20 protein-coding genes are annotated in these 20,200 nt (G+C 69.1%); 7 read left to right on the top strand and 13 right to left on the bottom strand.

The features are described from left to right. Positions 1-47: 47 nt before the first annotated feature. From QM641_RS03130 to QM641_RS03115, 4 genes are read right to left on the bottom strand one after another with little or no spacing between them, the layout of a single operon-like run. A complete protein-coding gene (locus QM641_RS03130; protein WP_415113338.1) occupies positions 48-515 on the bottom strand; it encodes a hypothetical protein in 468 nt (155 codons plus the stop codon). A gap of 47 nt (positions 516-562) precedes the next feature. Beyond that, positions 563-2,827 carry a heavy metal translocating P-type ATPase gene (locus QM641_RS03125; protein ID WP_415113336.1) on the bottom strand — a complete coding sequence of 755 codons (2,265 nt, stop codon included), beginning with the start codon at positions 2,825-2,827 and terminating at the stop codon, positions 563-565. Between the two features lie 31 nt (positions 2,828-2,858). Next, on the bottom strand, positions 2,859-3,812 hold the full coding sequence (locus QM641_RS03120; RefSeq protein ID WP_415113334.1) for a hypothetical protein: 954 nt from the start codon (positions 3,810-3,812) through the stop codon (positions 2,859-2,861). Next, positions 3,812-4,021 carry a heavy-metal-associated domain-containing protein gene (locus tag QM641_RS03115; RefSeq protein WP_415113332.1) on the bottom strand — a complete coding sequence of 70 codons (210 nt, stop codon included), beginning with the start codon at positions 4,019-4,021 and terminating at the stop codon, positions 3,812-3,814. Before QM641_RS03115 ends, QM641_RS03120 begins: the two co-directional genes overlap by 1 nt. A gap of 407 nt (positions 4,022-4,428) precedes the next feature. On the opposite strand from QM641_RS03115, the gene truA reads away from it, so the two are divergent. Both truA and QM641_RS03105 read left to right on the top strand, forming a co-directional pair. Continuing rightward, the gene (gene truA / locus QM641_RS03110) at positions 4,429-5,259 is read left to right on the top strand and encodes a tRNA pseudouridine(38-40) synthase TruA (RefSeq protein WP_415113330.1); all 831 of its coding nucleotides are present in this window, start codon (positions 4,429-4,431) and stop codon (positions 5,257-5,259) included. Between the two features lie 68 nt (positions 5,260-5,327). Next, positions 5,328-6,017 carry an endonuclease/exonuclease/phosphatase family protein gene (locus QM641_RS03105; RefSeq protein ID WP_415113328.1) on the top strand — a complete coding sequence of 230 codons (690 nt, stop codon included), beginning with the start codon at positions 5,328-5,330 and terminating at the stop codon, positions 6,015-6,017. Positions 6,018-6,170: 153 nt separating this feature from the next. On the opposite strand, the gene tatC is transcribed toward QM641_RS03105, so the two are convergent. The 4 genes from tatC to QM641_RS03085 form a co-directional block, all read right to left on the bottom strand. Continuing rightward, complete coding sequence (gene tatC, locus QM641_RS03100; protein ID WP_415113369.1) at positions 6,171-6,926, bottom strand: twin-arginine translocase subunit TatC; 756 nt, start codon at positions 6,924-6,926, stop codon at positions 6,171-6,173. 68 nt (positions 6,927-6,994) lie between these two features. Next, positions 6,995-7,276, bottom strand: coding sequence for a Sec-independent protein translocase subunit TatA (gene tatA / locus QM641_RS03095; RefSeq protein WP_415113326.1), 282 nt, complete (start codon positions 7,274-7,276; stop codon positions 6,995-6,997). A 54-nt stretch (positions 7,277-7,330) separates the two neighbouring features. Next, positions 7,331-8,857, bottom strand: a complete 1,527-nt coding sequence (locus QM641_RS03090; protein WP_415113324.1) for a sugar transferase — start codon at positions 8,855-8,857, stop codon at positions 7,331-7,333. Next, positions 8,851-9,081, bottom strand: coding sequence for a hypothetical protein (locus QM641_RS03085; RefSeq protein WP_415113322.1), 231 nt, complete (start codon positions 9,079-9,081; stop codon positions 8,851-8,853). Before QM641_RS03085 ends, QM641_RS03090 begins: the two co-directional genes overlap by 7 nt. Before the next feature lie 320 nt (positions 9,082-9,401). Between QM641_RS03085 and QM641_RS03080 the strand changes: the two genes are divergently transcribed. Continuing rightward, the gene (locus tag QM641_RS03080; protein ID WP_415113320.1) at positions 9,402-10,427 is read left to right on the top strand and encodes a DUF3800 domain-containing protein; all 1,026 of its coding nucleotides are present in this window, start codon (positions 9,402-9,404) and stop codon (positions 10,425-10,427) included. Positions 10,428-10,483: 56 nt separating this feature from the next. Here the strand turns inward: QM641_RS03080 and lepB are convergent, their stop codons facing one another. Next, entirely contained in the window at positions 10,484-11,185 is a 702-nt protein-coding gene (lepB, locus tag QM641_RS03075) for a signal peptidase I (RefSeq protein WP_415113317.1), read from the bottom strand. A gap of 132 nt (positions 11,186-11,317) precedes the next feature. Here lepB and QM641_RS03070 point away from each other — a divergent pair, with 132 nt between their 5' ends. Then, entirely contained in the window at positions 11,318-12,379 is a 1,062-nt protein-coding gene (locus tag QM641_RS03070) for a DUF418 domain-containing protein (RefSeq protein ID WP_415113315.1), read from the top strand. 66 nt (positions 12,380-12,445) lie between these two features. Here QM641_RS03070 and QM641_RS03065 read toward each other — a convergent pair whose 3' ends face one another. Beyond that, positions 12,446-12,913 (bottom strand): hypothetical protein, encoded by a 468-nt coding sequence (locus QM641_RS03065; RefSeq protein WP_415113313.1) that lies wholly within the window; start codon positions 12,911-12,913, stop codon positions 12,446-12,448. A 200-nt stretch (positions 12,914-13,113) separates the two neighbouring features. Further along, on the bottom strand, positions 13,114-13,920 hold the full coding sequence (locus QM641_RS03060) for a helix-turn-helix domain-containing protein (protein WP_415113311.1): 807 nt from the start codon (positions 13,918-13,920) through the stop codon (positions 13,114-13,116). A 108-nt stretch (positions 13,921-14,028) separates the two neighbouring features. Here QM641_RS03060 and QM641_RS03055 point away from each other — a divergent pair, with 108 nt between their 5' ends. Genes QM641_RS03055 through QM641_RS03045 form a run of 3 tightly spaced genes read left to right on the top strand, consistent with a single transcriptional unit; the run spans position 14,029 to position 17,793 of the window. After that, positions 14,029-15,516 carry a polysaccharide biosynthesis tyrosine autokinase gene (locus QM641_RS03055; RefSeq protein ID WP_415113309.1) on the top strand — a complete coding sequence of 496 codons (1,488 nt, stop codon included), beginning with the start codon at positions 14,029-14,031 and terminating at the stop codon, positions 15,514-15,516. A 7-nt stretch (positions 15,517-15,523) separates the two neighbouring features. After that, positions 15,524-16,594, top strand: a complete 1,071-nt coding sequence (locus tag QM641_RS03050) for a hypothetical protein (RefSeq protein ID WP_415113307.1) — start codon at positions 15,524-15,526, stop codon at positions 16,592-16,594. A 50-nt stretch (positions 16,595-16,644) separates the two neighbouring features. After that, the gene (locus QM641_RS03045; RefSeq protein WP_415113305.1) at positions 16,645-17,793 is read left to right on the top strand and encodes a nucleotidyltransferase family protein; all 1,149 of its coding nucleotides are present in this window, start codon (positions 16,645-16,647) and stop codon (positions 17,791-17,793) included. A 51-nt stretch (positions 17,794-17,844) separates the two neighbouring features. On the opposite strand, the gene QM641_RS03040 is transcribed toward QM641_RS03045, so the two are convergent. Next, positions 17,845-18,633 carry a hypothetical protein gene (locus QM641_RS03040; protein WP_415113303.1) on the bottom strand — a complete coding sequence of 263 codons (789 nt, stop codon included), beginning with the start codon at positions 18,631-18,633 and terminating at the stop codon, positions 17,845-17,847. A gap of 253 nt (positions 18,634-18,886) precedes the next feature. Beyond that, complete coding sequence (locus tag QM641_RS03035) at positions 18,887-19,984, bottom strand: glycosyltransferase (protein ID WP_415113301.1); 1,098 nt, start codon at positions 19,982-19,984, stop codon at positions 18,887-18,889. Positions 19,985-20,200: the final 216 nt, after the last annotated feature.

Here is a 20,200-nt window from a genome sequence, read left to right as displayed (position 1 = left end):
TGTGGTGCTCGGGGGCCGGCGACGATGTCGACGGCCCCCGAAGCGGATCACGCCGCGTCGGCGTACTTGTCGGGGTCGGCGTCCCAGAGCGGGCCGCAGGCGGCGCAGCAGAACCAGTAGCGCTTGCCCTTGTAGTCGCGGAACAGGCCCTGGGCCTCGGCGACGCTCTTGACCACGGGGCTGCCGGCCATCACGGGGCACATGGCGATGTCGTCGCCGGAGGCCGTTGCCGCGGGAGCCGCGTGGTGGTGACCGTGGCTGCCGTGGTCGTGACCGCCGTGTCCGTGGTCGTGTCCGTGGCTGTGGGCCTCGGTCGCCGGCGCCTCGGCGTGGCACGACGCGCCGGCCGGCTCGGCCGCCGCCTCGGTGCTGCAGCACGAATCGGTCGCCGGCTCGGCCGCCGCCTCGGTGCTGCAGCACGACGACGTGCTGTCGCTGGAGGCCGTCGTGCTGCAACAGCTGCCGGACTCGGCCAGGGGCAGCTCGGTGCGCTCGGGGGTCGTTTCGGTGCTCATCTCTTGTTCTCCTTGTTGTGTGCGAGTGGGTTGTGGGTGGGCAGGGATCAGGCGGTGATGCTCTTGAAGCCGCGCAGGCGCAGGCTGTTGCCGACGACGAACACACTGGACAGGGCCATTGCGGCACCGGCGAGCATCGGGTTGAGCAGGCCCAGGGCCGCGACCGGAATGGCCGCGGAGTTGTAGGCGAACGCCCAGAACAGGTTCGTCTTGATGGTGCCGAGCGTCTTGCGCGACAGGCGGATCGCGTCGACCGCGCTGCGCAGGTCGCCGCGGACCAGGGTGATGTCGGATGCCTCGATCGCCACATCGGTGCCGGTGCCCATCGCCAGGCCCAGATCCGCCTGAGCCAGTGCGGGGGCGTCGTTGACGCCGTCGCCGACCATCGCGACGATCTTGCCCTCGCCCTGCAGGCGCTTGACGACATCGACCTTGTCCTTCGGCAGCACCTCGGCGTACACCTGGTCGATGCCGACCTCGGCGGCGATCTGGCGGGCCACGGCCTCGTTGTCGCCGGTGAGGAGCACCGGGGTCAGTCCGAGGGCGCGCAGCTCGCGGATGGCCTCGGCGCTCGTGGGCTTGACGGTGTCGGCGATCACGAGGATGCCGCGCGCCAGGCCGTCCCAGCCGACGGCGACGACCGTCTTGCCCTCGCCCTCGGCCTGCGCCTTCGCGGCGGAGATCTCGGGGCTCAGGTGCTGCGACCAGTCGGCCAGCAGAGATTCGCGTCCGACCAGCACGGCGTGCCCGTCGACGATGCCCTGGACCCCCTTGCCCTCGATGTTCGCGAAGTCCTCCGGCACGACGAGCGCACCGGTCTCCTGCACGGCGGCCTTGGCGACCGCCTGCGCGATGGGGTGCTCGGAGGCGTCCTCCAGCGCACCGGCCAGTCGCAGCAGCTCGTCGCGGTCGGTGCCAGGCTCGGTGATCACGTCGACGAGGGTCATCTTGCCGCTCGTGACGGTTCCGGTCTTGTCCAGCACCACGGTGTCGACCTTGCGCGTGGACTCGAGCACCTCGGGTCCCTTGATGAGGATGCCGAGCTGAGCGCCGCGACCGGTGCCGACCAGGAGCGCCGTGGGAGTCGCCAGCCCGAGCGCGCACGGGCACGCGATGACGAGCACCGCGACGGCGGCGGTGAACGCGGCCGAGACGGGGAATCCCGCGCCCAGCCAGGCGCCCAGCGCGATGACCGCGATCATGATGGCGATCGGCACGAACACGCCCGAGATCTGGTCGGCCAGGCGCTGCACCTCGGCCTTGCCGGTCTGCGCGTCTTCGACGAGCTTGGCCATCTGGGCGAGCTGCGTGTCCGATCCGACCCGGCTGGCGCGCACGACCAGGCGCCCGCCCGCGTTCACGGTGGCGCCGGTCACCGGGTCGCCTTCGCCCACCTCGACGGGCACGGACTCGCCGGTGAGCATCGAGGCATCCACCGCCGAGGTGCCGGAGACGACGATGCCGTCGGTGGCGATCTTCTCGCCGGGGCGCACGACGAACTCGTCGCCGACCTGCAGGTCTTCGACCGGGATCTTGGTCTCGACGCCGCCGCGCAGCACCGACACCTCCTTCGCGCCCAGCTCCAGCAGTGCCCGCAGGGCCGCTCCCGCCTGGCGCTTGGACCGCTTCTCGAAGTAGCGGCCGGCGAGGATGAAGGTCGTCACTCCCGCGGCCACCTCGAGGTAGATGTTCGCCGCGCCGTCCGAGGGCGCGAGGGTGAGCTCGAAGGGGTGGGTCATGCCGGGCACCCCGGCGGTGCCGAAGAACAGCGCGTACAGCGACCACAGGAACGCGGCGGTGGTGCCCATCGAGATGAGGGTGTCCATCGTGGCGGTGCCGTGACGCAGGTTCATCCACGCGGCGCGGTGGAACGGCCACGCGCCCCACACGATCACCGGCGCGGCAAGAGCCAGCGACGCCCACTGCCAGTACGTGAACTGCAGCGCCGGGATCATCGCCATCGCGATGACCGGGACGGCCAGCACGATCGAGATGCGGAGGCGATCGCGCAGCGAGGTCAGCTCGGGGTCGGCATCGTCGTCGCCGGATGCCGCGGCATCCCGTTCCGCCTTCTTCGGCGCCGGCAGCGCCGCCGTGTAGCCGGTCTTCTCGACCTCGGCGATCAGCAGCTGCGGGTCGTAGCCGGCGGGGACGGTCACCTTCGCCTTCTCGGTGGCGTAGTTCACCGTCGCGGCCACGCCGTCGAGCTTGTTGAGCTTGCGCTCGATGCGGTTCGCGCAGGAGGCGCAGGTCATCCCTCCGATCTCCAGCTCGTAGCTCGGGCCCGATGTGGCGGGCACGGAAGTGCTCATCAGAATCCTTGTCCTTGTCGCGCGACCGGGGTCAGTGGTCGTCGTCCGTCGTCGAATCGTCGTGGGTGTCGCTGCTCGTGCCGTCGCCGTGGACGGCGTCGAGCACGAACTCGGCGGTGTGCACCTGTCCGTCGACCTGGAAGTCGAGGTACAGGAGGTAGCGGCCGGCGGTGGGCGCTTCGGCGCCGAACTGGATCTGCGGGCCGCCCGTGTCGCCCTCCTGCGGCTCATCGCCGAGCGGGTGCACGTGCAGGTAGGCGAGGTCGCCGTCGCGCAGCGTCACCAGGTGCCCGAACGCCCCGAGATAGGGCTCCAGGGTCGTGACCGGGGTGCCGTCGCGGCTGACGGTGATCGTCAGGTCGCTGGTCGACCCGGCCACCAGTGTGCCTTCGATCGAGACGTCGAACCCGTCGACCTCGTCGCTCGTCGAGGTGTGCGTCGCGGGCGCGGGCGTGACCTCGCCGGCGAGCTCGACCGCGCGGGTCAGGGTCACCTTGTCGGGGCCGTCCTCCACGTCCGGCACGAAGTCGGTGTACACGCGGTAAGTGCCGGCGGCATCCCACGTCCACGGCGTCGACCAGGTGCCGCTCGCGGAGTCGAACGTCGGGTGCACGTGCCGGAAGCCGGTGCCGTCGGTGCGCACGACGATCAGGTGCAGGTCTTTGTCGTGCTCGGTCTTGTAGGAGGCGAGGGGCTCGCCGTCGTCATCCAGGATCTGGAAGCTCAGCGTGCCCTGCTCGCCGACCGTGGTCGGAGCCTCGATCGGAGACAACGCGTAGCCGTACGCCGACAGCGACAGCCCGGGGAGGGCCTCCGTCGTGGATGTCTCCTCCGCCATGTCGGCGTGCTCGTCGCCCTGCTCGGCGCGGCTGGTCCAGTCGGCGACCGCGCTGCCGGGGACGACGACGGCCGCCACGCCGAACGCGGCGGCGAACGCCACCGCGAGCCCCGCGCCGTAGAGCCCCAGTCGTCCCGCAGCGTTCATCAGACGCGCACCGCCGAGTAGCCGGCCTCGTCGACGGCGGCGAGCACATCGGCGTCGTCGATCTCGCCGGACGCGGTGACGACCAGCTTGCCGGTCTGCGCGCTCACCTGGATGTCCTCGACACCGGCGATCTCGCTGACCTCTTCGCGGATCGACAGCTCGCAGTGCCCGCAGGTCATCCCCGTCACCTGGTACTCAGTCGTGGCCATGGCTCTTCCTTTCGCTCAGATACCCCGCCGGGGTACATCACGCACAACATCCATACCCAGGAGGGGTATTCCCGCCGCCGCGAGAAAAACTTTCCGGGGTCTCGGTCCGCGCCCGTCCGGCCCGAGTCCGTACGGCCCGAGTCCCGGCATCCGCCCGCCCGCGCGCCCGCTCACCCGCGCGCCCGCGCGCCACGAACTTCGGAGAGTCGCGCGAACTTCGGAGGATTTCGGCCAGATCCTCCGAACTTCGCGCGATACTCCGAACTTCGCGCGGCGGGTAGGGCAGTGACTCGGCGCGGCGGGCAGGGCAGTGAGTCGGCGCGGCGGGTAGGGCAGTGACGCGGCGCGGCGGGTAGGGCAGTGACTCGGCGCGGCGGCGCGGCGGGCCGAGTCGTAGACTCGCAGCCATGCGCCTGCGGCTGGACATCGCCTACGACGGCGGCGGATTCCGGGGCTGGGCGCGCCAGCCCGGGCTGCGCACCGTGCAGGGCACGCTGGAGGCCGCGATCGCGCGCATCCTCGGCGGCGACCCGCACCTGGTCGTGGCAGGCCGTACCGACGCGGGCGTGCACGCGCGCGGGCAGGTCGCCCACCTCGACCTGTCCGAGTCCCAGCGCGACCGCCTCGCGCGCGGCCGGGACCCCGATCCTGCGGCGCTCGCCGCCCGCGTGCGCGGGGTGCTCGGTCAGTACCCCGACGTGACGGTCATCCGCACCGCCGCCGCGCCGGAGGGCTTCGATGCGCGCTTCTCCGCGGTGTGGCGTCGCTACGAGTACCGCCTCGCCGACCGGGCGTCGGGCTATGACCCGCTCGAGCGGCACCGCACGACCAGCACGCCGGCGACGCTGGACGTGGCGGCGATGGATGCCGCGGCCCGCTCCCTCGTCGGACTCCACGACTTCGCCGCCTACTGCAAGCCGCGCGAGGGCGCGACCACGATCCGCACGCTGTTCGAGTTCGACTGGCGCCGCGACGACGACGGCATCCTCGTCGCGAACGTGAAGGCCGACGCCTTCTGCCACAGCATGGTGCGCGCGCTCGTCGGGGCGTGCGCCGCCGTCGGGGAGGGTCGGCTCGACCCCGAGGACGTCGCCGACATCCGTGACGAGGGCGAGCGCACGAGCGACGTGAAGGTGCTCGCCGCGCGAGGACTGACCCTGATCGAGGTCGGCTACCCCGGCGACGAGCTGCTCGCCGCGCGCGCGGAGCAGACGCGCGCGCGGCGTGCTGCGGACTGACGCCGGGTGCCGGATCGACCGCGGGATGATCCGCCGCGGACCGGTCGCGGTCGTATGCTGAGAGCGGCATGAAGCTCATCTCCTACAACCTGCGCAAGCATCGCGCTGTGGGCGAGCTCGAGGGGCTCGTCGAGACGCACGGCGCCGACGTCCTGTGCCTGCAGGAGGCCGACACCGAGGCGATCCCCGCGCAGATCGCGGGGCTGCGCCTGGCCGACTCGACCAGCCGCAACCGGCTGGGCCTGGCGATCTACTACCGCGCCAACACCTTCACCGCGCTGGAGGTGATGTCGATGGCGTTGAAGAAGTCCATGCACGACCGCGTGCTCAAGCCGGCCGAGGAGCGGATGCTGGGGGTGCGACTGCACGACATCGATCACTCCCGCGAGTTCATCGTGGCGAGCTTTCACGCCGCTCCGCTGACCGCGCTGAACTCGCTGCGCCGCCACCAGATCCGTGCCGCGCTGGCCGAGCTGAGCGCACTGGGCGATCAGCTGCCGATCCTCATGCTGGGCGACTACAACTACCCGGTGTTCAAGGAGCATCTCGGCCAGCGGGTGCGAGAGGCCGGGTTCGAGCTGAACCTGAGTGACACCCGCACCTACACGCGCTATCGGTTCTTCCGTGGTCACTACGACTTCGCGACGTCGGTCGGGTTCGACATCGACCGCATCACCACGCTCCCGCAGGGCCTGAGCGACCACCTGCCGATCCTCGTCACCGCCGACCTCACAGCCATGAACGGGCGCGCGCGATAGTCACGGCCGCCGCCCGCGGCGTCCGGTGCAGCCGGTGCGCATAACTCAGGCAAACTGCACGTGATCGCGCGTTGCGGCGCCCGTCGGCGGTGTTCTGCCTGAATTATGCGCAACCGGTCGGGGTGACGCGCCGGTGCGGGCGCCGGAGGTCGCTCAGATCGGCGCTTCGAGCAGCCGCGCCTCGCGCTTGCTGCGGCGCCGGTCGAACAGCATCGACACGCCCGCGGCGGCCAGGTACAGCACCACCAGGATGCCGGCCAGCAGCATCATACTGACGATGTCGGCCGCGGGCGTGGCCAGTCCCGAGAACAGGGCGGCGACGATGATCGCGGTGCGCCAACCCTTCAGGATCGCCCGGCCGCTCACGATGCCGGCGAGGTTGAGCGCGACGAGGAAGACGGGCAGCACGAAGGAGACGCCGACGACCAGCAGCAGCTTGAAGACGAAGTCGTAGTAGTAGTTCGCGGTGAACATGTTCGAGCCGCCCTCGGGCGTGAACGAGGCCATCAGCTCGACGATGTGCGGCATGATCAGCCAGCCGACGTAGACGCCCCCGGCGAACAGCGGGATCGCGGCGGCGACGAACCCTATCGTGTAGTGGATCTCCTTGCGGGTGAGCCCGGGCATGAGGAACGCCCACAGCTGCCACAGCCACACGGGTGCGGAGATCAGGATGCCGAGGGCGAAGGCGATGCGCATGCGCAGGTCGAACGCGCTGGTGACCGTCTGGAACATCAGGCTGACCAGGGCGTCTTCGCCTCGTTCTGCTCCGACGGCACGGATGGGCTCGGTGATCGCCCAGATGACCGCGTCGGTGAGGAAGATCGCGGCGACCATGCCGAGGACGAGCGCGATCGCCGAGATGACGAGTCGTTTGCGGAACTCGCGCAGGTGCTCCACCAGCGACATGCGCTTGTCGTTGCGCGGGGTGTCGCCCTGTGCACCGCGGCGAGGCCGGTCGGTGGTGGTCACGTAGGTTACGGCTTCGGCTCCGTCGTGCCGCCGGCCTCCGCGGTCGTCGCGGACGTCTGCGGGGCGGCCGGGGTCTCGGCACGCGGTGCGGCGGTCGCATCGGCGACGGTCGAGGCCGCCGTATCGGTCGACGACTCGTCCTTCATCGACTTGATCTCGCCCTTGAAGATGCGTGCCGACTGTCCGAGGCTCCGAGCGAGCGCCGGGAGCTTGGCGGCGCCGAACAGCAGAATGATGATGAGAAGGATGATCCAGATGTGCGGACCGGCGAACAGATTGCTAGGCATAGCATCCCCTTACGCGATGTATGTGTGAAAGTCTACCTGGGCGTCGCTATGACGTCAGTGAGCGGAGTCCCCGGGAGCGAGGACGGCACCGGCGGTCTTGGCGAGGATCATCGCATCGCCCGCCAGTGACCAGTTCTCGACATAGTAGAGGTCGAGTTTGACGGCATCCTCCCAATCGAGGGTGGAACGGCCGCTCACCTGCCACAGTCCGGTGATGCCCGGGCGGGTGTAGAGGCGTCGCCGTGCGGTGTCGTTGTAGAGCGCGACCTCGGCGGCGATCTGCGGACGAGGTCCGACGAGGCTCATCGATCCGCCCAGCACGTTGAACAGCTGCGGCAGCTCGTCGAGCGAGTACTTGCGCAGCAGTCTCCCGATCGGCGTGACGCGCGGGTCGTTCTTGACCTTGAACAGCGGCTTCTCGCTCGTGCCCTGCTCTTCCAGCAGCGCCCGGAGCTCCTGCTCGGCGCCCTGGCGCATGGAACGGAACTTGAGCATGCGGAACGGGCGCCCGCCGCGTCCGATGCGCTCGTGGCTGAACAGCAGCGGACCGCGGCTGGTCGTCTTGACCAGGATCGCGACGACGAGGAACACCGGGGACAGGATCACGATGAGCAGGGTCGACACCACGAGGTCGAAGATGCGCTTGACGAAGCGCTGACCCGGTGAGAACCGCGGCGTCTCGACGTGGATGAGGGGGAGCCCTGCGACCGGCCGGGTATGGATGCGGGGCCCGGCGATGTCGATGATGCTGGGGGCGAGCACGAGGTGCTGGCGGCCGGGGCGCAGCCCCCAGGAGATCTGCTTGACCTTGTCGGGAGGGAGGTCGTCGGTGCTCGTGATCGTGACCGTGTCAGCGCCGGTGGCATCCATCGCGCGCTCGATCGCGTTGACGTTGCCCATGATCGGGATGCTGGTTCCCTCGATCGTGCCCGCGATGCGTCCGGAGGGGACGCACGCGCCGACGACGTGGTAGCCCGCCTGGGGCACGCGGGTGAGCTCCCGGGCGATCTGGCCGACGGTGGCCTCGGAGCCGACCAGCAGCACCCGGGCGGAATAGGCGCCGTGGGCGCGCTGGGCGTTGAGCCACTTGCGCCACAGCCAGCGCTCGACGACCAGCGCCAGGATGCCGACCGGAAGACTCACGAGCAGAAATCCGCGCGCGATGTCGATGCGCACGAGAAACGCGACGATCGCGAGCACGCCGAACAGGCGGAAGCTGGCGTTCGCGATGCGGATGTACTCGGTGGTCCCGGTGCCGATCACGCGATCGCTGCGGGTGTCGGCGAAGGCGAGGACGCTCATCCAGAGCAGGACGAGGATGCCGGAGAACGTCCAATACGTGAACTCGTCGAAGCGATGGTCCTGGCGCATCGCGACCTGCACCGATCCGAGGCCCAGCAGCATGACCTGGGTGCCGTAGACGACCCAGACGAGCACGAGGAAGTCGCTCAGCCACAGCCGGCGCGCGTACGCATGCCGCCAGTTGGCCGGTCCACGGCGCACGAACGTCGTGGTGGCCGGGGTGGGAGCGTCGACGGCCGATCGCGGGGGGATCGTGTCGGGGACGCGGTCGGTCAGCACGCGACCCGGCGTGCTCTGCGCACGCTGCGCGCGACGGCGAGGCCACCGCCGGCGAACGCGAGGAGACCCCCCGCGATCCAGGCGCTGAGGAACACCACCGTGTCGGGGGTCATCGTCTCGCTCGCGGCGTCGAGCAGGGTGTCACCGTCTGCGGCGTAGGCGCCCGTCGAACCGAGCAGGGTGAGCGCCGCCACTGCGATGATCGTGACCAGAGTCTTTCGCATGCTGCATCTTTCGTTGTTCCCCAGATGCTGAACCGTGCGACACAACGCGGCTTTTTCCCGACAAGTCGGGACCCTCGTCGGCCTTTTCCCCGCGGTCAGCTTACTCCTTGGGGCTGGGTGCTGACAAACCGGCCGGGGCTGGAGTTGGTACGCGTTGCGGTGAGCTACTAGGCGGACGTAGACTTGCTCTGTCGACAGGACTGCCAACGCGGTTCCGGTCAGCCGGTGAGACTGCCAACGCGGTGCTCACAAAGCGCTGAGTCGAACGCATACGAAGCCATGGACCAGCTCCATGGCTTCGTTCTTTGCCGGGAGGCCTCGTGTACTTGCTGTTCGTGGATGAGTCAGGTACTCACGGAGGGTCGCACCCGTTCGTGCTCGGTGGTGTCGCAGTTCACGAGGATGACGCCGCGCAGCTTCAGAAGGAGCTGGATCAGATCGTGATCGACCAGCTTGGGCGTGTTCCTCCAAATCTCGATGAGTACGAAGTCCACGCTTCTGAGATGCGAAACGCGCGCAAGCCGAAGACCAACGACCCACAGAAGCGAGTGAGCATCTGGGTCAACGTCGATAGATCGGTGCGCCTCGCGATCCTCACGGCCGTATACAAGCACCTGGTGGAGTTCACTCCGCGAAATCCTCACCTTCCTGTCGTTCTGTTCGGTGTCGCCGTCGAGCGCAACTTCCACCCCGGCTGGAGCCCCATCGAACGTGAGCGGTGGGCTTATGAGGTGCTCCTTGGCAAGTTCGATGTGATGCTCAAGGGCCTGCGGACACGGAAGAGCCTGCCTAACCGCGGACTGGTGATCCACGACCGCCGAGTTGTGGCGGAGCGCGATATCCAGGTCTGGACCGCGCAATGGAGATCGACGGCCGAGCGGATCGGTCAGCTCCGGAATCTCGCCGACGTTCCCTTGTTCGGCGACTCGAGAGCGACGCGGCTGCTGCAGGCTGCCGATGTCGTGTCGTATGCGGTCTTCCGTCGCTATAACCGCGGCGCCATGAGCAGTGAGTACTTCGACATCGTCTGGCCAGCGTTTCACTCTGAGGGGGACGTGGTGCATGGAGTCGTCCACTACACGCCGGAGTACGGGACTGGGTCGTGCGACTGCGAACCGTGTGATCAGCGACTCAGGGCCGAAGCGGCGAAGACGACGAAGTATGGCTCGACGCCATACGGAGATCACGACCGTCGCTCGCATGTGCTCATGACGGCGGCGGGGTCCGACAGACCTCCTGGTGAACGGGAACTCGCGGGTGATCGGCTGTGGGCACACGGCACCGATCAGATCGAGTTGGAACTGCCGGAGCGCCGGGTGGAAGTGCCGCGCGAGCAGGAGCTCTGAGGCGGCTGCTCGATCCTTGGGGGTCGTGACGACGGGTCGAGAGGTCGGCGCGCGGGTCAGAGACCGCGCCAGCGGTCGATCGGCCACAGGACCGCCACCGCCGCGCCGACGATGCCCGCGCGTGAGGCCCACCGCCAGCACGCGTCCGGCGCGTCCGCGACGCGGCACTGCGCGGCGGAGTCGGACGAGTTCGACCGGTGGTCGCCGAGCACGAGGTACGAGTCCGGCGGGACCGTGACCTGGTCGAAGCACCGCGTCGAGCGCGGCGTCGACGCGCAGTCCAGCTGTCCGGGGACGAACGGGAAGTCCTCGTAGACGTAGGGCTCGTCGAGGGGCTCTCCGTCGACGATCACCGCGCCGTCGGCACTGCAGCAGCTCGCGGTCTGGCCGGGGGCGGCGACGATGCGCTTGACGAGGGTGTGCGGGCCCGACGCCCCGAAGCCGCTGACCTCGCCGATCCAGCGCAGCGCGGCCTTGAGCGGGTTGGTCTCGGCGGCGCGCTCGCCGTCCCACGCGGCATCCGCGTCGAAGACCACCACGTCGCCGGTCGAGGGCTCTGCGGCGAGGTAGGCGAGACGGTTGACGAGGATGCGGTCGCCGACCCGCAGGGTCTGTGCCATTGACTCGGAGGGCACGACGTACGGCTTTGCGACGAAGGACAGGATGAGCCCGACGATCACGAACGCGGCGACGAGGTGGAACCACGCCGAGCCGGTGATGCGGCGCCAGCGGGGCCGCGGGCTCGTGGTCGTGCTCATGGTGGTCCACGCTACCGCCGCCGCGCGGCCGTCATGTGCCGTGAAGGGGGCTGCCCACGGCGACGCCCCTGTGGCATCCTGGCATCGGACGGTGTCGCACCCCCAGAGCGGCGCCGAGGGGAGGGGTCTCCGATGGTCTCTGCGTTGCCGCGCGTCGAGCATCAGGTCGTGCCGGAGGCGCCGCGGATCGAGCGCCAGCTGGTGCCGGACGTGCTGCGCGGCGCCGCGATCGTCGCGATGCTCGTGGCTCACGCCGCGCCGGCCTGGGGCAGCATGCCCGGGATCGTCCGTACCGTGACCGGGAACATCAGCAACCTCGCCTCACCCCTGTTCGCGCTGGTCATGGGTGTCTCGGCGCACCTGCTGCTCACGCGCACTCCGCCCGACCGGCGCGGGCTCGCGACGGTGCAGCAGGCGGCGCGCGGTGTGGTGCTGATCGTGCTGGGCGTGTGGATGCACTCCTGGGGCACGTGGGTGGCGGTCGTGCTTCAGTACCTGGGCGTGCTGCTGATCGTGGGAGCCCCGTTGGCGCTGCTGGCGACGCGCTGGGTGGCCGTCGCCGCCGTCGTCGCGCTCGTGCTGTCCGACCCGGTGAACGCGTGGGCGCGTGAGCACCTCTTCCCGACGGGACCTCTCGGCGAGCCGTTGCAGTGGATCGTGCTGGGGCAGAGCTATCGGCTCACGAACCTGCTGCCGTTCTTCCTCGTCGGAGTGCTGCTGGCGCGGCACGGCTTCCGACGCGACCGCGTGCTGTGGGCCATGCTGGTCGTCGCCCCGGTCGCCTACCTGACGCGTCCGCTCGGCGAGCGCCTGCTGGGGTGGCCCGACGCGCTGTCGGGCAGCTACGCGGACACGCTCCACGACGTCGGGCTGGTGTTCGCGGTCTATGCCGCGGTGGTGCTGCTGGCGACGGTGGATGCCGCACCCGGGCGGCGCGCGTTGCGCCCGGTGTTCGGGTTCCTGCAGGCGGTGGGACAGGTGGCGCTGAGCCTGTATCTGTTCCACATCGGCGTGCTGTGGGTCTGGGACGTCGCGGGGTGGCACCGGTATCCGAACGATCCGGTGCTGTGGGCGACCGTCGTGCTGCTGTCGCTCGCGGTGGCGTGGGCGTGGTGGCGGTTCGTCGGCACCGGGCCGGTGGAATGGCTGATGGGGGTGGTCACGGGCAGGCGCAGGCGGCTGCGGTCACGGTGACGAACACGAGAGGCCCGTTCCGGATGGGAATCCGGAACGGGCCTCTCGCAACTGATGAGATGTCGGTCAGGCAGGCTCGATGACGGAGCCACCCCACGAGGTGCCGCTGCTGACGGGGCCGTTGCTGACGAGGGTGTACGAGCCCGCGACCGAGCTCGTGAACCGGATGTCCACGGCGACGACATCGGCAGCGGGGGTGATGATCCACGTGCCGGTGCCGGTCTTGGTGACCGTGCCGCCGGTGATCGAGGTGATGATCGAGTCGAAGTCGAGCTCAGCCGAGGTCAGCGTGAAGGTCTGGCCGGCCGGGAACTTGCCGTCGTCGCCGTTGGCGTCGATCCCGAACGGGCGGATGCGGCCGACCTGGTTCACGATCGGGCTCGTGGTGGTCGCGCCGATCGAGGTCGCAACCAGGACCACGGTGGCAGCGGCAAGCGGCGCGGCCACGGCGACGGCGATCACGGGTGCGGCCCACGCCGCGCCCTTCACGACGGTGCGGCGCGAGATGTTCTTCTGTTCGGTCGGTTCGGTCATGGTTCCCCCGTATGTCTCTCTGTTGATGGCGGCAGCTGGGGCTGCCGTACGGAAATGCGGCGACGCCGATGCGAGGTTGCGCCCGACGTCGAATGCTGCACGTCCGAGTCTGGCAATCGCGGGGAGAAGATCGCACGTCCAGCCCAAGCATGTCGTGAATCGATTAGATGATGTCGCAAATCGGCGCGAAACGCCGATCGTCAGTGGCGGCGCCAGTGGCGCGGTGGCTCTAAGCGCTCGGCGCGGAAGGCGCGGGCGAGACTGGAGCCGGTGCCGAAGCCGACGAGCCGCGCGATCTGGTCCACCGTGAGCTGCCGGCCGTCGCCGCGCTGGAGAAGGGTGAGGGCCTGGCGCACGCGTGCCCGGCGCAGCTCGGCGACGATGGTCGTGCCGTGCGCGCGGAAGGAGCGTTCCAGCTGGCGCAGCGAGATCGACAGCTCGTGTGCGACGTCCTCGGCGCGCAGGTGCGGGTCGGCGCAGCGCGCGGCCATGATCGCCCCGGCCTGGAGGAACGGGTCTGTCGCGGGAGAGTCGGCGGCGCCGAACGGCTGCGGAGTGATCGCGCCGACCATGGCGACCACGAGAGTCTCGGCCTGCTGGCGCGTCGCGCTGTCGAGCTCTTCGGCATCGAGCCCGATGAGCCGGGAGACGAACGCGAACACCGGGGAGGCCAGCGGTACGGCGCCGCGCATGACATAGAAGGTGTATCCGTCGCGCTGACGGTCGGGGGAGAGCAGTGGCACGGACACGGTCAGGACGACGCAGCCGCCGCGCGCGGTCATCTCAAGACGTCGGTCGCCGACGCTGAGGAACGCCTGTCCGCGCCCGATCAGCCGTACCTCCGAGCCGCCGTGACCGTCGTCCTCGGCGTACTGCATGCCACCGCCGACCACGAAGCTCAGGTGGAGCTGGCCGGTGCGGGCATCGGGGGGGTAGAGAACAGGGCCGTCCGGGATCGCGCGCTCGGCGACCGTGACCGCTCCGAAGGTGCGGATCGTGCTCTTCATGCTGGTAATGTTCCAACGGGTTGCGGCCGGTTCGGGCCAGCAGGGGGATTTTCACGCTTGTAGAATCGGAAGAACGTGCGTGAGAGGCCAGGAGAGGGACCGAGTCTAATGGATGTCGCGCAGTATCTACGGGTGTTCCGCGCCCACTGGCTCGGAATCGTCCTCCTGACGCTGGCCGGTGTCGTCCTGGCCTACGGATGGGCGCTGCTGCAGCCGCAGGTGTACTCCGCAGACTCGACGGCGATCGTGCGGGCCAAGGCGGTCGACGAGTCCGAGATCGGCATGGTGTCAGTCGCCAACAGCATCGCCGCGGGGCGGGTGAAGACGTACGCCGAGATCGGCACGTCGCGCTCGGTGGCCCAGCGCGTGATCGACGAGCTCGGTCTGCACACGACCCCGGACGTGCTGATCCAGTCGGTGACCATCACGAATCCGCTCGAGACCGTGTCGTTGCACGTCACGGCCAACGGCGACTCTCCGCGGTCGGCGCGCGACATCGCCGAGGCCTGGGTCGAGGCCATGGCGCTGGAGGTCAACCAGCTCGAGTCCGGCGATCAGAACGTGCAGGGCGTGACGTATCTCACCCCGCTCGACTCGGCACGGCTGCCCTCGTCGCCGTCGTCGCCCAACGTGCGGCTCGCGCTCGCGATCGGTGGCCTGCTGGGTCTTGCCGCCGGCATCGCCTACGGACTGCTGCGCTACACGCTCGATCGACGGATCCGCTCCGTCGAGGGCGTCGAGAAGGCGACCGGCGTCGCCGTGGTCGGCACGATCCCGCTGGAGAAGACCTTCACCGCCGAGAGCCGCCTCATCCCGTTCGAGGGCGGCAATGCGACGGGCAGCGCCAACGCGCATCTGTTCGGTGTCGCCGAGGCGCTGCGCGAGCTGCGCACCAACATCCAGTTCATGGACGTCGATCACCCACCGCGCGTCATCGTCGTGACCAGTCCGCTCCCCGGCGACGGCAAGTCGACGACGGCATCCAATCTGGCCATCACGCTCGCCGCTGCCGGTCAGCATACGATCCTCATCGACGGCGACCTGCGCCGACCCATGATCAGCACGATCTTCGGGCTCGTCGAGGGCGCCGGGCTCACCGACGTGCTCGCCGGTCGCGCAGAGCTCGCCGACGTGGCCCAGCCCGTCGGGCGCGACCGCAACCTCGTCGTCGTGAGCGCAGGGAAGATCCCGCCGAACCCGAGCGAGGTGCTCGGGTCGGAGCGCATGCGCGAACTGCTCGCTGCGCTGGCCGAGCAGGCGACGGTGATCGTCGACGCGCCGCCGCTCATCCCCGTGACCGACGCGGCGATTCTCGCGAACCGCGCCGACGGCGCGGTCGTGGTGTCCACCGTCGGCAAGACCACGTACGACGCGCTCGGCAAGGCGCTCGGCAACCTCGAACGTGCCGGAGCCCGCGCCCTCGGGGTGGTGCTCAACCGTGTGCCGCGCAAGGGCAGCGGCGCCGCGTACTACGGCTACCAGTACCACGGTGAGTATTACCGCCCGGAGGGCGAGGCTGTGCCCGCGCAGGACGCTCCCGCCGCCGACGGGTCGACCGCCGTCGGCACGGAGTCGCGTCGAGCCGCGCGGAGGTGACGCGCCGGTGACGCACTCGTTCGATGTGTGCGCGCTCGGGCTGAGAGTGCGCGTGAGCTTCGACTCGGCGGCATCCGACGCCTTCGTAGAGCGGGCCCGCCGTGCCTGGGTCGACGCCCTGGCAGACGGCGACGGCGAGGCCGATGCGCAGGTCGCGGTCACGATGGCCGACGAGGACCGCGCGCTGGAGCGGCTCTCGGTAGACGTGACGCTGGCAGCGCTGGCCGCACGCAAGGGGTCGCTGGTCATGTTCCACGCGGCAGGTGTCGCCGCACCCGACGGACGCGTCGTCACCTTCGTCGGGCCGTCGGGCAGGGGCAAGACCACTCTGACCCGGGTGCTGGCGCGCGAGTACGGCTACGTCTCGGACGAGACGATCTCGATCGCGGAGGACCTTCGCGTCTTCCCGCACCGCAAACCGCTGTCGCTCGTGCGGCCCGGCATGCCGAAGGAGCAGGTGCCCGCCTCGTCGCTCGGACTGCGCGAGCTGCCGGCCGCGCCTCTTCGCCTGGCGGGACTGGTCGTGCTCGATCGCGTCGATCACGACATCGAGCCCACCGTCGAGCGCGTCGCGCTCGTCGAGGTGATCGACGAGCTCGTCGCGCAGCTGAGCTATCTGCCCGAGCTCGACCGCCCGCTCCAGCGCCTCGCCGCCCTCGCGGCGTCGGTAGGAGGCGTGCTGCGCCTCACTTACAGCGAGGCCGCGACGGTGCCGCCGCTGGTGCAGAGGATCTTCGACGGCGAGATCTCCGAGTCGGCGGACGTGGCGAGCCGTCCCGTGCTGCCGGGCGAGATCGCCCTCGACTCGGCGATCGTGGCGAGCGACGTCGTCGACGCCATCGAGGACGGCGAGTCAACGATCGTGCTCTCCGACCGCACCGTGTGCGTGCTCAGCGGCATCGCCCCGCAGATCTGGCGCGCGGCGGTCTCCGGGTGCTCCCGGGCAGACGTCGTGGATGCGGTGGTGGACCGCTACGGAGCCCCCGCGGAGGGCGATGCCGACGAGCTCGTCGCCGCCGCGATCGAGCACCTCGCCGTGTCCGGCTTGATCAGACGGACTTCGGGCGCGAAGCTGTAGTGGTTGTGAGCGAAATCAGCGAGGATCGAACCGCGGCGGACGCGGGCTGGGTGGCGATCGCCTTCGGTGTGCTCGACGTCTCGGACTGCGACGACTTCGGCGACGACGCCGACATTCTCGTGGTGCCGGCCCGCCCCGGCGTACCGCTCGCGCTGCACGCCACGGGGGCCGGTCTGTGGCGGCGGCTGGTCGCCGCCTCTGTGCCCGACGAAGAGCTCGACGAGGACGAGCGCGTCGTGGTGCGCGAGATGGCCGAGGCGGGGCTGGCCACCACCAGGCACGATCACCCGGCCCGGGTTCGGGTGATCGCGAAGCCGTGGCTGGTGTCGCCGATGCACGAGCTGGTCTACGCGCTCGTGCAGAGCGTAGCCCGGGAGCACGGCATCCGCTCGGTGTTCATCAAAGGACCTGTCCTCCATCGCCAGGGGCTGCGAGATCGAGAGCATTCCGGGGACGTCGACGTCTGGGTGGAGCCAGGCTCTGAAGGCGCACTTGCCGAGGCGATGGCAGCGTGGGGGTGGACTGTCGTCCCGTTCGATTTCGCGTCGGTGATGTACCACTCTCTGACGCTCGAATCGCCCGGGTGGGGCTGCGAGATCGACGTGCACTTCCGCTACCCCGGTGTCGGGGCTGACACCGACAAGGCGTTCGCGCTGCTCAGCGAGACGGCTGAGACGTATGAGTTCGGCGGTGTCCGGGCACTGGCTCCTGCACCGACGTTCGGTGCGATCATCTCCGCCCTGCACGCGGTGCGCCCCGATCCGAAGTGGGACCGGGGTGAGAGCGGCCGCTCGGCCGCTGTGCTCGTCCTGCAGCGGGCGGGCGAGGGCTGCATCGACGATGCGGCGCGCTGGGGCGCACTGCCGGCGTTGGTCGATGTCATGGCAGCCGCCTTCCCCGACACACGCCTCCCCGAGGATGTCGGGCCGCTTCCTGCGGATTGGATTCGGCGTCAGGCGCCGAGCGCGATCGCCTACCACCTGGCAGTCCTCCGCAGCCTTCCGTGGCGCGAACGACCGCTGGCGGTCTTCCGGACGATCTGGCCCAGCGCGCGTACCGCGCAATTGTCCAGCGCCACCCGAGGTAAACCAGTCAAATCTCCGCTGAAGGCGCGCCTGAGCAGGCTTGGCTACGGGGTGAAGCTGATCTGGGAAGACTCTGCGCGGTCCGTCGCGCGGAGGCGCCGCAATAGGGAATGAATGCCGCGACGACAGAGGCGCCTTCCGTGCGCGACTCTTCTCGCTCGAGCGCTAGGCCAGGCGATCGCTGATCGCCGATTCATACACCTCGACGTAGCGCAGACCCAGGACCGCCCAGTCCCGATCCCCGAGTCCGAGTGGTCGGCGCGCGGGCGCACCCGCCAGATATCGGCGATAGCCGTCTTCGAGGGTTGCGGCATCCAGGTCTCCCGAGTACGTGATCACCCACGTCTCACCGAACTCGCGTTGCAGCTCTCTCGTCGCCGCACAGTCCGGCACGAGAACCGGGCGGTCCAGAGACAGTGCGAGGATCACGGCTCCGGAGTTATACATCCGCCTGTACGGGAGCACGATCAATCCCGCATCCAGGATCTCTCGGTGCAACTCGGTCTCGCGGAGGGCTTCGAGCCGGAAGGAGGCGGTCGCTCGCGCGTCTTGCACGGCCGACTCCACTGCCTGGCGTTGGTCTTCATCCCAGGGTGCGCCGATCACGCGCAGAGTGACTGCTTCGTCGCTCAACGACGTCTGCGCGTACGCGCGCACAAGCTGGGGGACGTTCTTGTAGGCGCGGATGACACCGAAATAGAGGAGCGCCTCGGGGTGAGGCGCGGGGAAGACCCGATGTGCGATCAGAGAGCGGTAGCTTCCATGAGGGATGACGCTGACCCGTTCCGCTGGAAGGGGCAAGGTCTCCGAGCCGTTCAGCAGGATCCATCGGTCGATCGACCGATCCAGAGCCTTCAGGCATCGCCGAGCTCCCCGTGGGAGTGACTCGTGGGGGGTCAGGTTGTGGACGGTGACGACGATCGCGGTACGACGGTGGTGGGCGAGCCGCAGCATGAGGCGGAACATGTAGCGCTTGAGCACAGCGCGGAGGCGGGAGTCATCCGTGACGAGCCGCTCGGGCCACTGGAAGTGGATGACGTCGTAGCGCGTCCTGAGTGCTCGTGCCCATGAGAACCTGTGCGATGTCACGGAAGGAGGCAGAGCGCGGATCATCAGCGAGCCGAACGGGTTTCCTCTGTCGTCAGTGGAACCGGCGGTGTGGAGCACCCTCATGACGGCATGCCTCTCTCGGGGGTGACGGCCCGAATCATCGGACAAAGGACTGGATCTGATCCTGGAAGACAGCCCTGCTGAAACGAGCGGTCGTCTCCACGCCGTCGAACTCGGGCAGAGTCATAGCGCGGTGCGCGGCATGCGCAAGATCGATCGGCTCGGTGGATTCGGCCACGATTCCGCTCTTGCCGGGGATGTAGGTCTCCAACTGGCCGCCGACGGGCCCCGTCACGATCGGCGTTCCCAGAGCCTGGGCCTCCACCGGAACGATGCCGAAGTCCTCGATAGCGGGGAAGACCAGGACTTTCGCGCGCTGGTAAAGAGCCCACAGGAGCGGATCCGAGGGCGAGCTGATGATCCGCACGGGAACAGAGGCATCGGCTGCTTGCGCGCGCAGCATGTCCTCGTCGGGCCCGCGGCCCGCGAGGACGGCCGGAACCCCGGCCGCTTCGGCCGCTTCGATCACAAGATCGAGTCGCTTATAGGGGATGAATCGGGATGCGCCCAGGATGAACACGTCGGGCAGGTCGTCCAGCTGCCTGCGCTCCTGCTCGTTCAGTCGCGCAGACCACGTGGCGGTGTCCGCAATCCGTTGGACGTCCACAGGGGGGTGGATGACCGCGGCGTCTCGATCCCAGGCCTGCTGAACCCGCTTGCGGACGAACTCGCTGTTCGCGGCGATCGCGATCGGCTCGCGCGCCCGAGCGCGATCGATGCGCTTGAAGAGCGGGGCAACGGCTTTGATCGCAGGATTGGCGCCCCGCTGGTCGAACTCGGGCGTCCAGATGTAGCGAGCCGGACTATGGACATACACGTACTTGGGAATGTCCGCGTTCCGCACCTTGGCATGATGCGCGAACAGATGGGAGCTGACGAGCATCCAGTCGTATGCGCGGTCGGCGCGAAGTCTGCGCCACGTCGGGATCGTGAACGGAAGAGCGAGAGCCTTGCTTCGCCGAAGGGGCGTGCCGGCCATCCAGGTCTCGCGAAGTACACGTCCCGCGAGACGCTCCGGTGCATCGGTCCACAAGCACTGGATGTCGGCATCCGGGAACGCGTCGGCCATCGCTTCGAGGACGTTCTCAGAGCCGCCTGACCGGGCTATCCACTCATGTACGAGCAGGCCCGTCAATGCGCGTCCTGCCCTCGTCCGCTGGGCGACTCATCCGGTCTCACGTGATGGCTTCCTCGTGGGTTGCGATCGGGGGACCCGTGCACCCCGGGCTGCCGTCTGGGTCGCCCCCAGCGCGACCGCGCTTCTCAGAACGCACTGAGTATATCCCCGAAGCCCGATGTGCTCTGACGGGTCTCGCACGGGTATGATGGTCGCACTGCAAGTCTGGGGCAG

Source organism: Microbacterium sp., from assembly GCF_047605725.1.
GTDB lineage: Bacteria > Actinomycetota > Actinomycetes > Actinomycetales > Microbacteriaceae > Microbacterium.
Note: the sequence above shows the minus strand (reverse complement) of the source record. Positions and strands in the feature narration are given on the sequence as shown.

What these genes read in the sequence shown, in the direction of transcription:
- lepB (WP_415113317.1), bottom strand. Translation starts at nt 11,185, where the DNA reads ATGAGCACGACCACGAGCCCGCGGCCCCGCTGGCGCCGCATCACCGGC.
- QM641_RS03130 (WP_415113338.1), bottom strand. Translation starts at nt 515, where the DNA reads ATGAGCACCGAAACGACCCCCGAGCGCACCGAGCTGCCCCTGGCCGAG.
- QM641_RS03055 (WP_415113309.1), top strand. Translation starts at nt 14,029, where the DNA reads ATGGATGTCGCGCAGTATCTACGGGTGTTCCGCGCCCACTGGCTCGGA.
- QM641_RS03060 (WP_415113311.1), bottom strand. Translation starts at nt 13,920, where the DNA reads ATGAAGAGCACGATCCGCACCTTCGGAGCGGTCACGGTCGCCGAGCGC.
- QM641_RS03065 (WP_415113313.1), bottom strand. Translation starts at nt 12,913, where the DNA reads ATGACCGAACCGACCGAACAGAAGAACATCTCGCGCCGCACCGTCGTG.
- QM641_RS03120 (WP_415113334.1), bottom strand. Translation starts at nt 3,812, where the DNA reads ATGAACGCTGCGGGACGACTGGGGCTCTACGGCGCGGGGCTCGCGGTG.
- tatC (WP_415113369.1), bottom strand. Translation starts at nt 6,926, where the DNA reads ATGTCGCTGGTGGAGCACCTGCGCGAGTTCCGCAAACGACTCGTCATC.
- truA (WP_415113330.1), top strand. Translation starts at nt 4,429, where the DNA reads ATGCGCCTGCGGCTGGACATCGCCTACGACGGCGGCGGATTCCGGGGC.
- QM641_RS03040 (WP_415113303.1), bottom strand. Translation starts at nt 18,633, where the DNA reads ATGCTGCGGCTCGCCCACCACCGTCGTACCGCGATCGTCGTCACCGTC.
- QM641_RS03105 (WP_415113328.1), top strand. Translation starts at nt 5,328, where the DNA reads ATGAAGCTCATCTCCTACAACCTGCGCAAGCATCGCGCTGTGGGCGAG.
- QM641_RS03125 (WP_415113336.1), bottom strand. Translation starts at nt 2,827, where the DNA reads ATGAGCACTTCCGTGCCCGCCACATCGGGCCCGAGCTACGAGCTGGAG.
- tatA (WP_415113326.1), bottom strand. Translation starts at nt 7,276, where the DNA reads ATGCCTAGCAATCTGTTCGCCGGTCCGCACATCTGGATCATCCTTCTC.
- QM641_RS03070 (WP_415113315.1), top strand. Translation starts at nt 11,318, where the DNA reads ATGGTCTCTGCGTTGCCGCGCGTCGAGCATCAGGTCGTGCCGGAGGCG.
- QM641_RS03115 (WP_415113332.1), bottom strand. Translation starts at nt 4,021, where the DNA reads ATGGCCACGACTGAGTACCAGGTGACGGGGATGACCTGCGGGCACTGC.
- QM641_RS03085 (WP_415113322.1), bottom strand. Translation starts at nt 9,081, where the DNA reads ATGCGAAAGACTCTGGTCACGATCATCGCAGTGGCGGCGCTCACCCTG.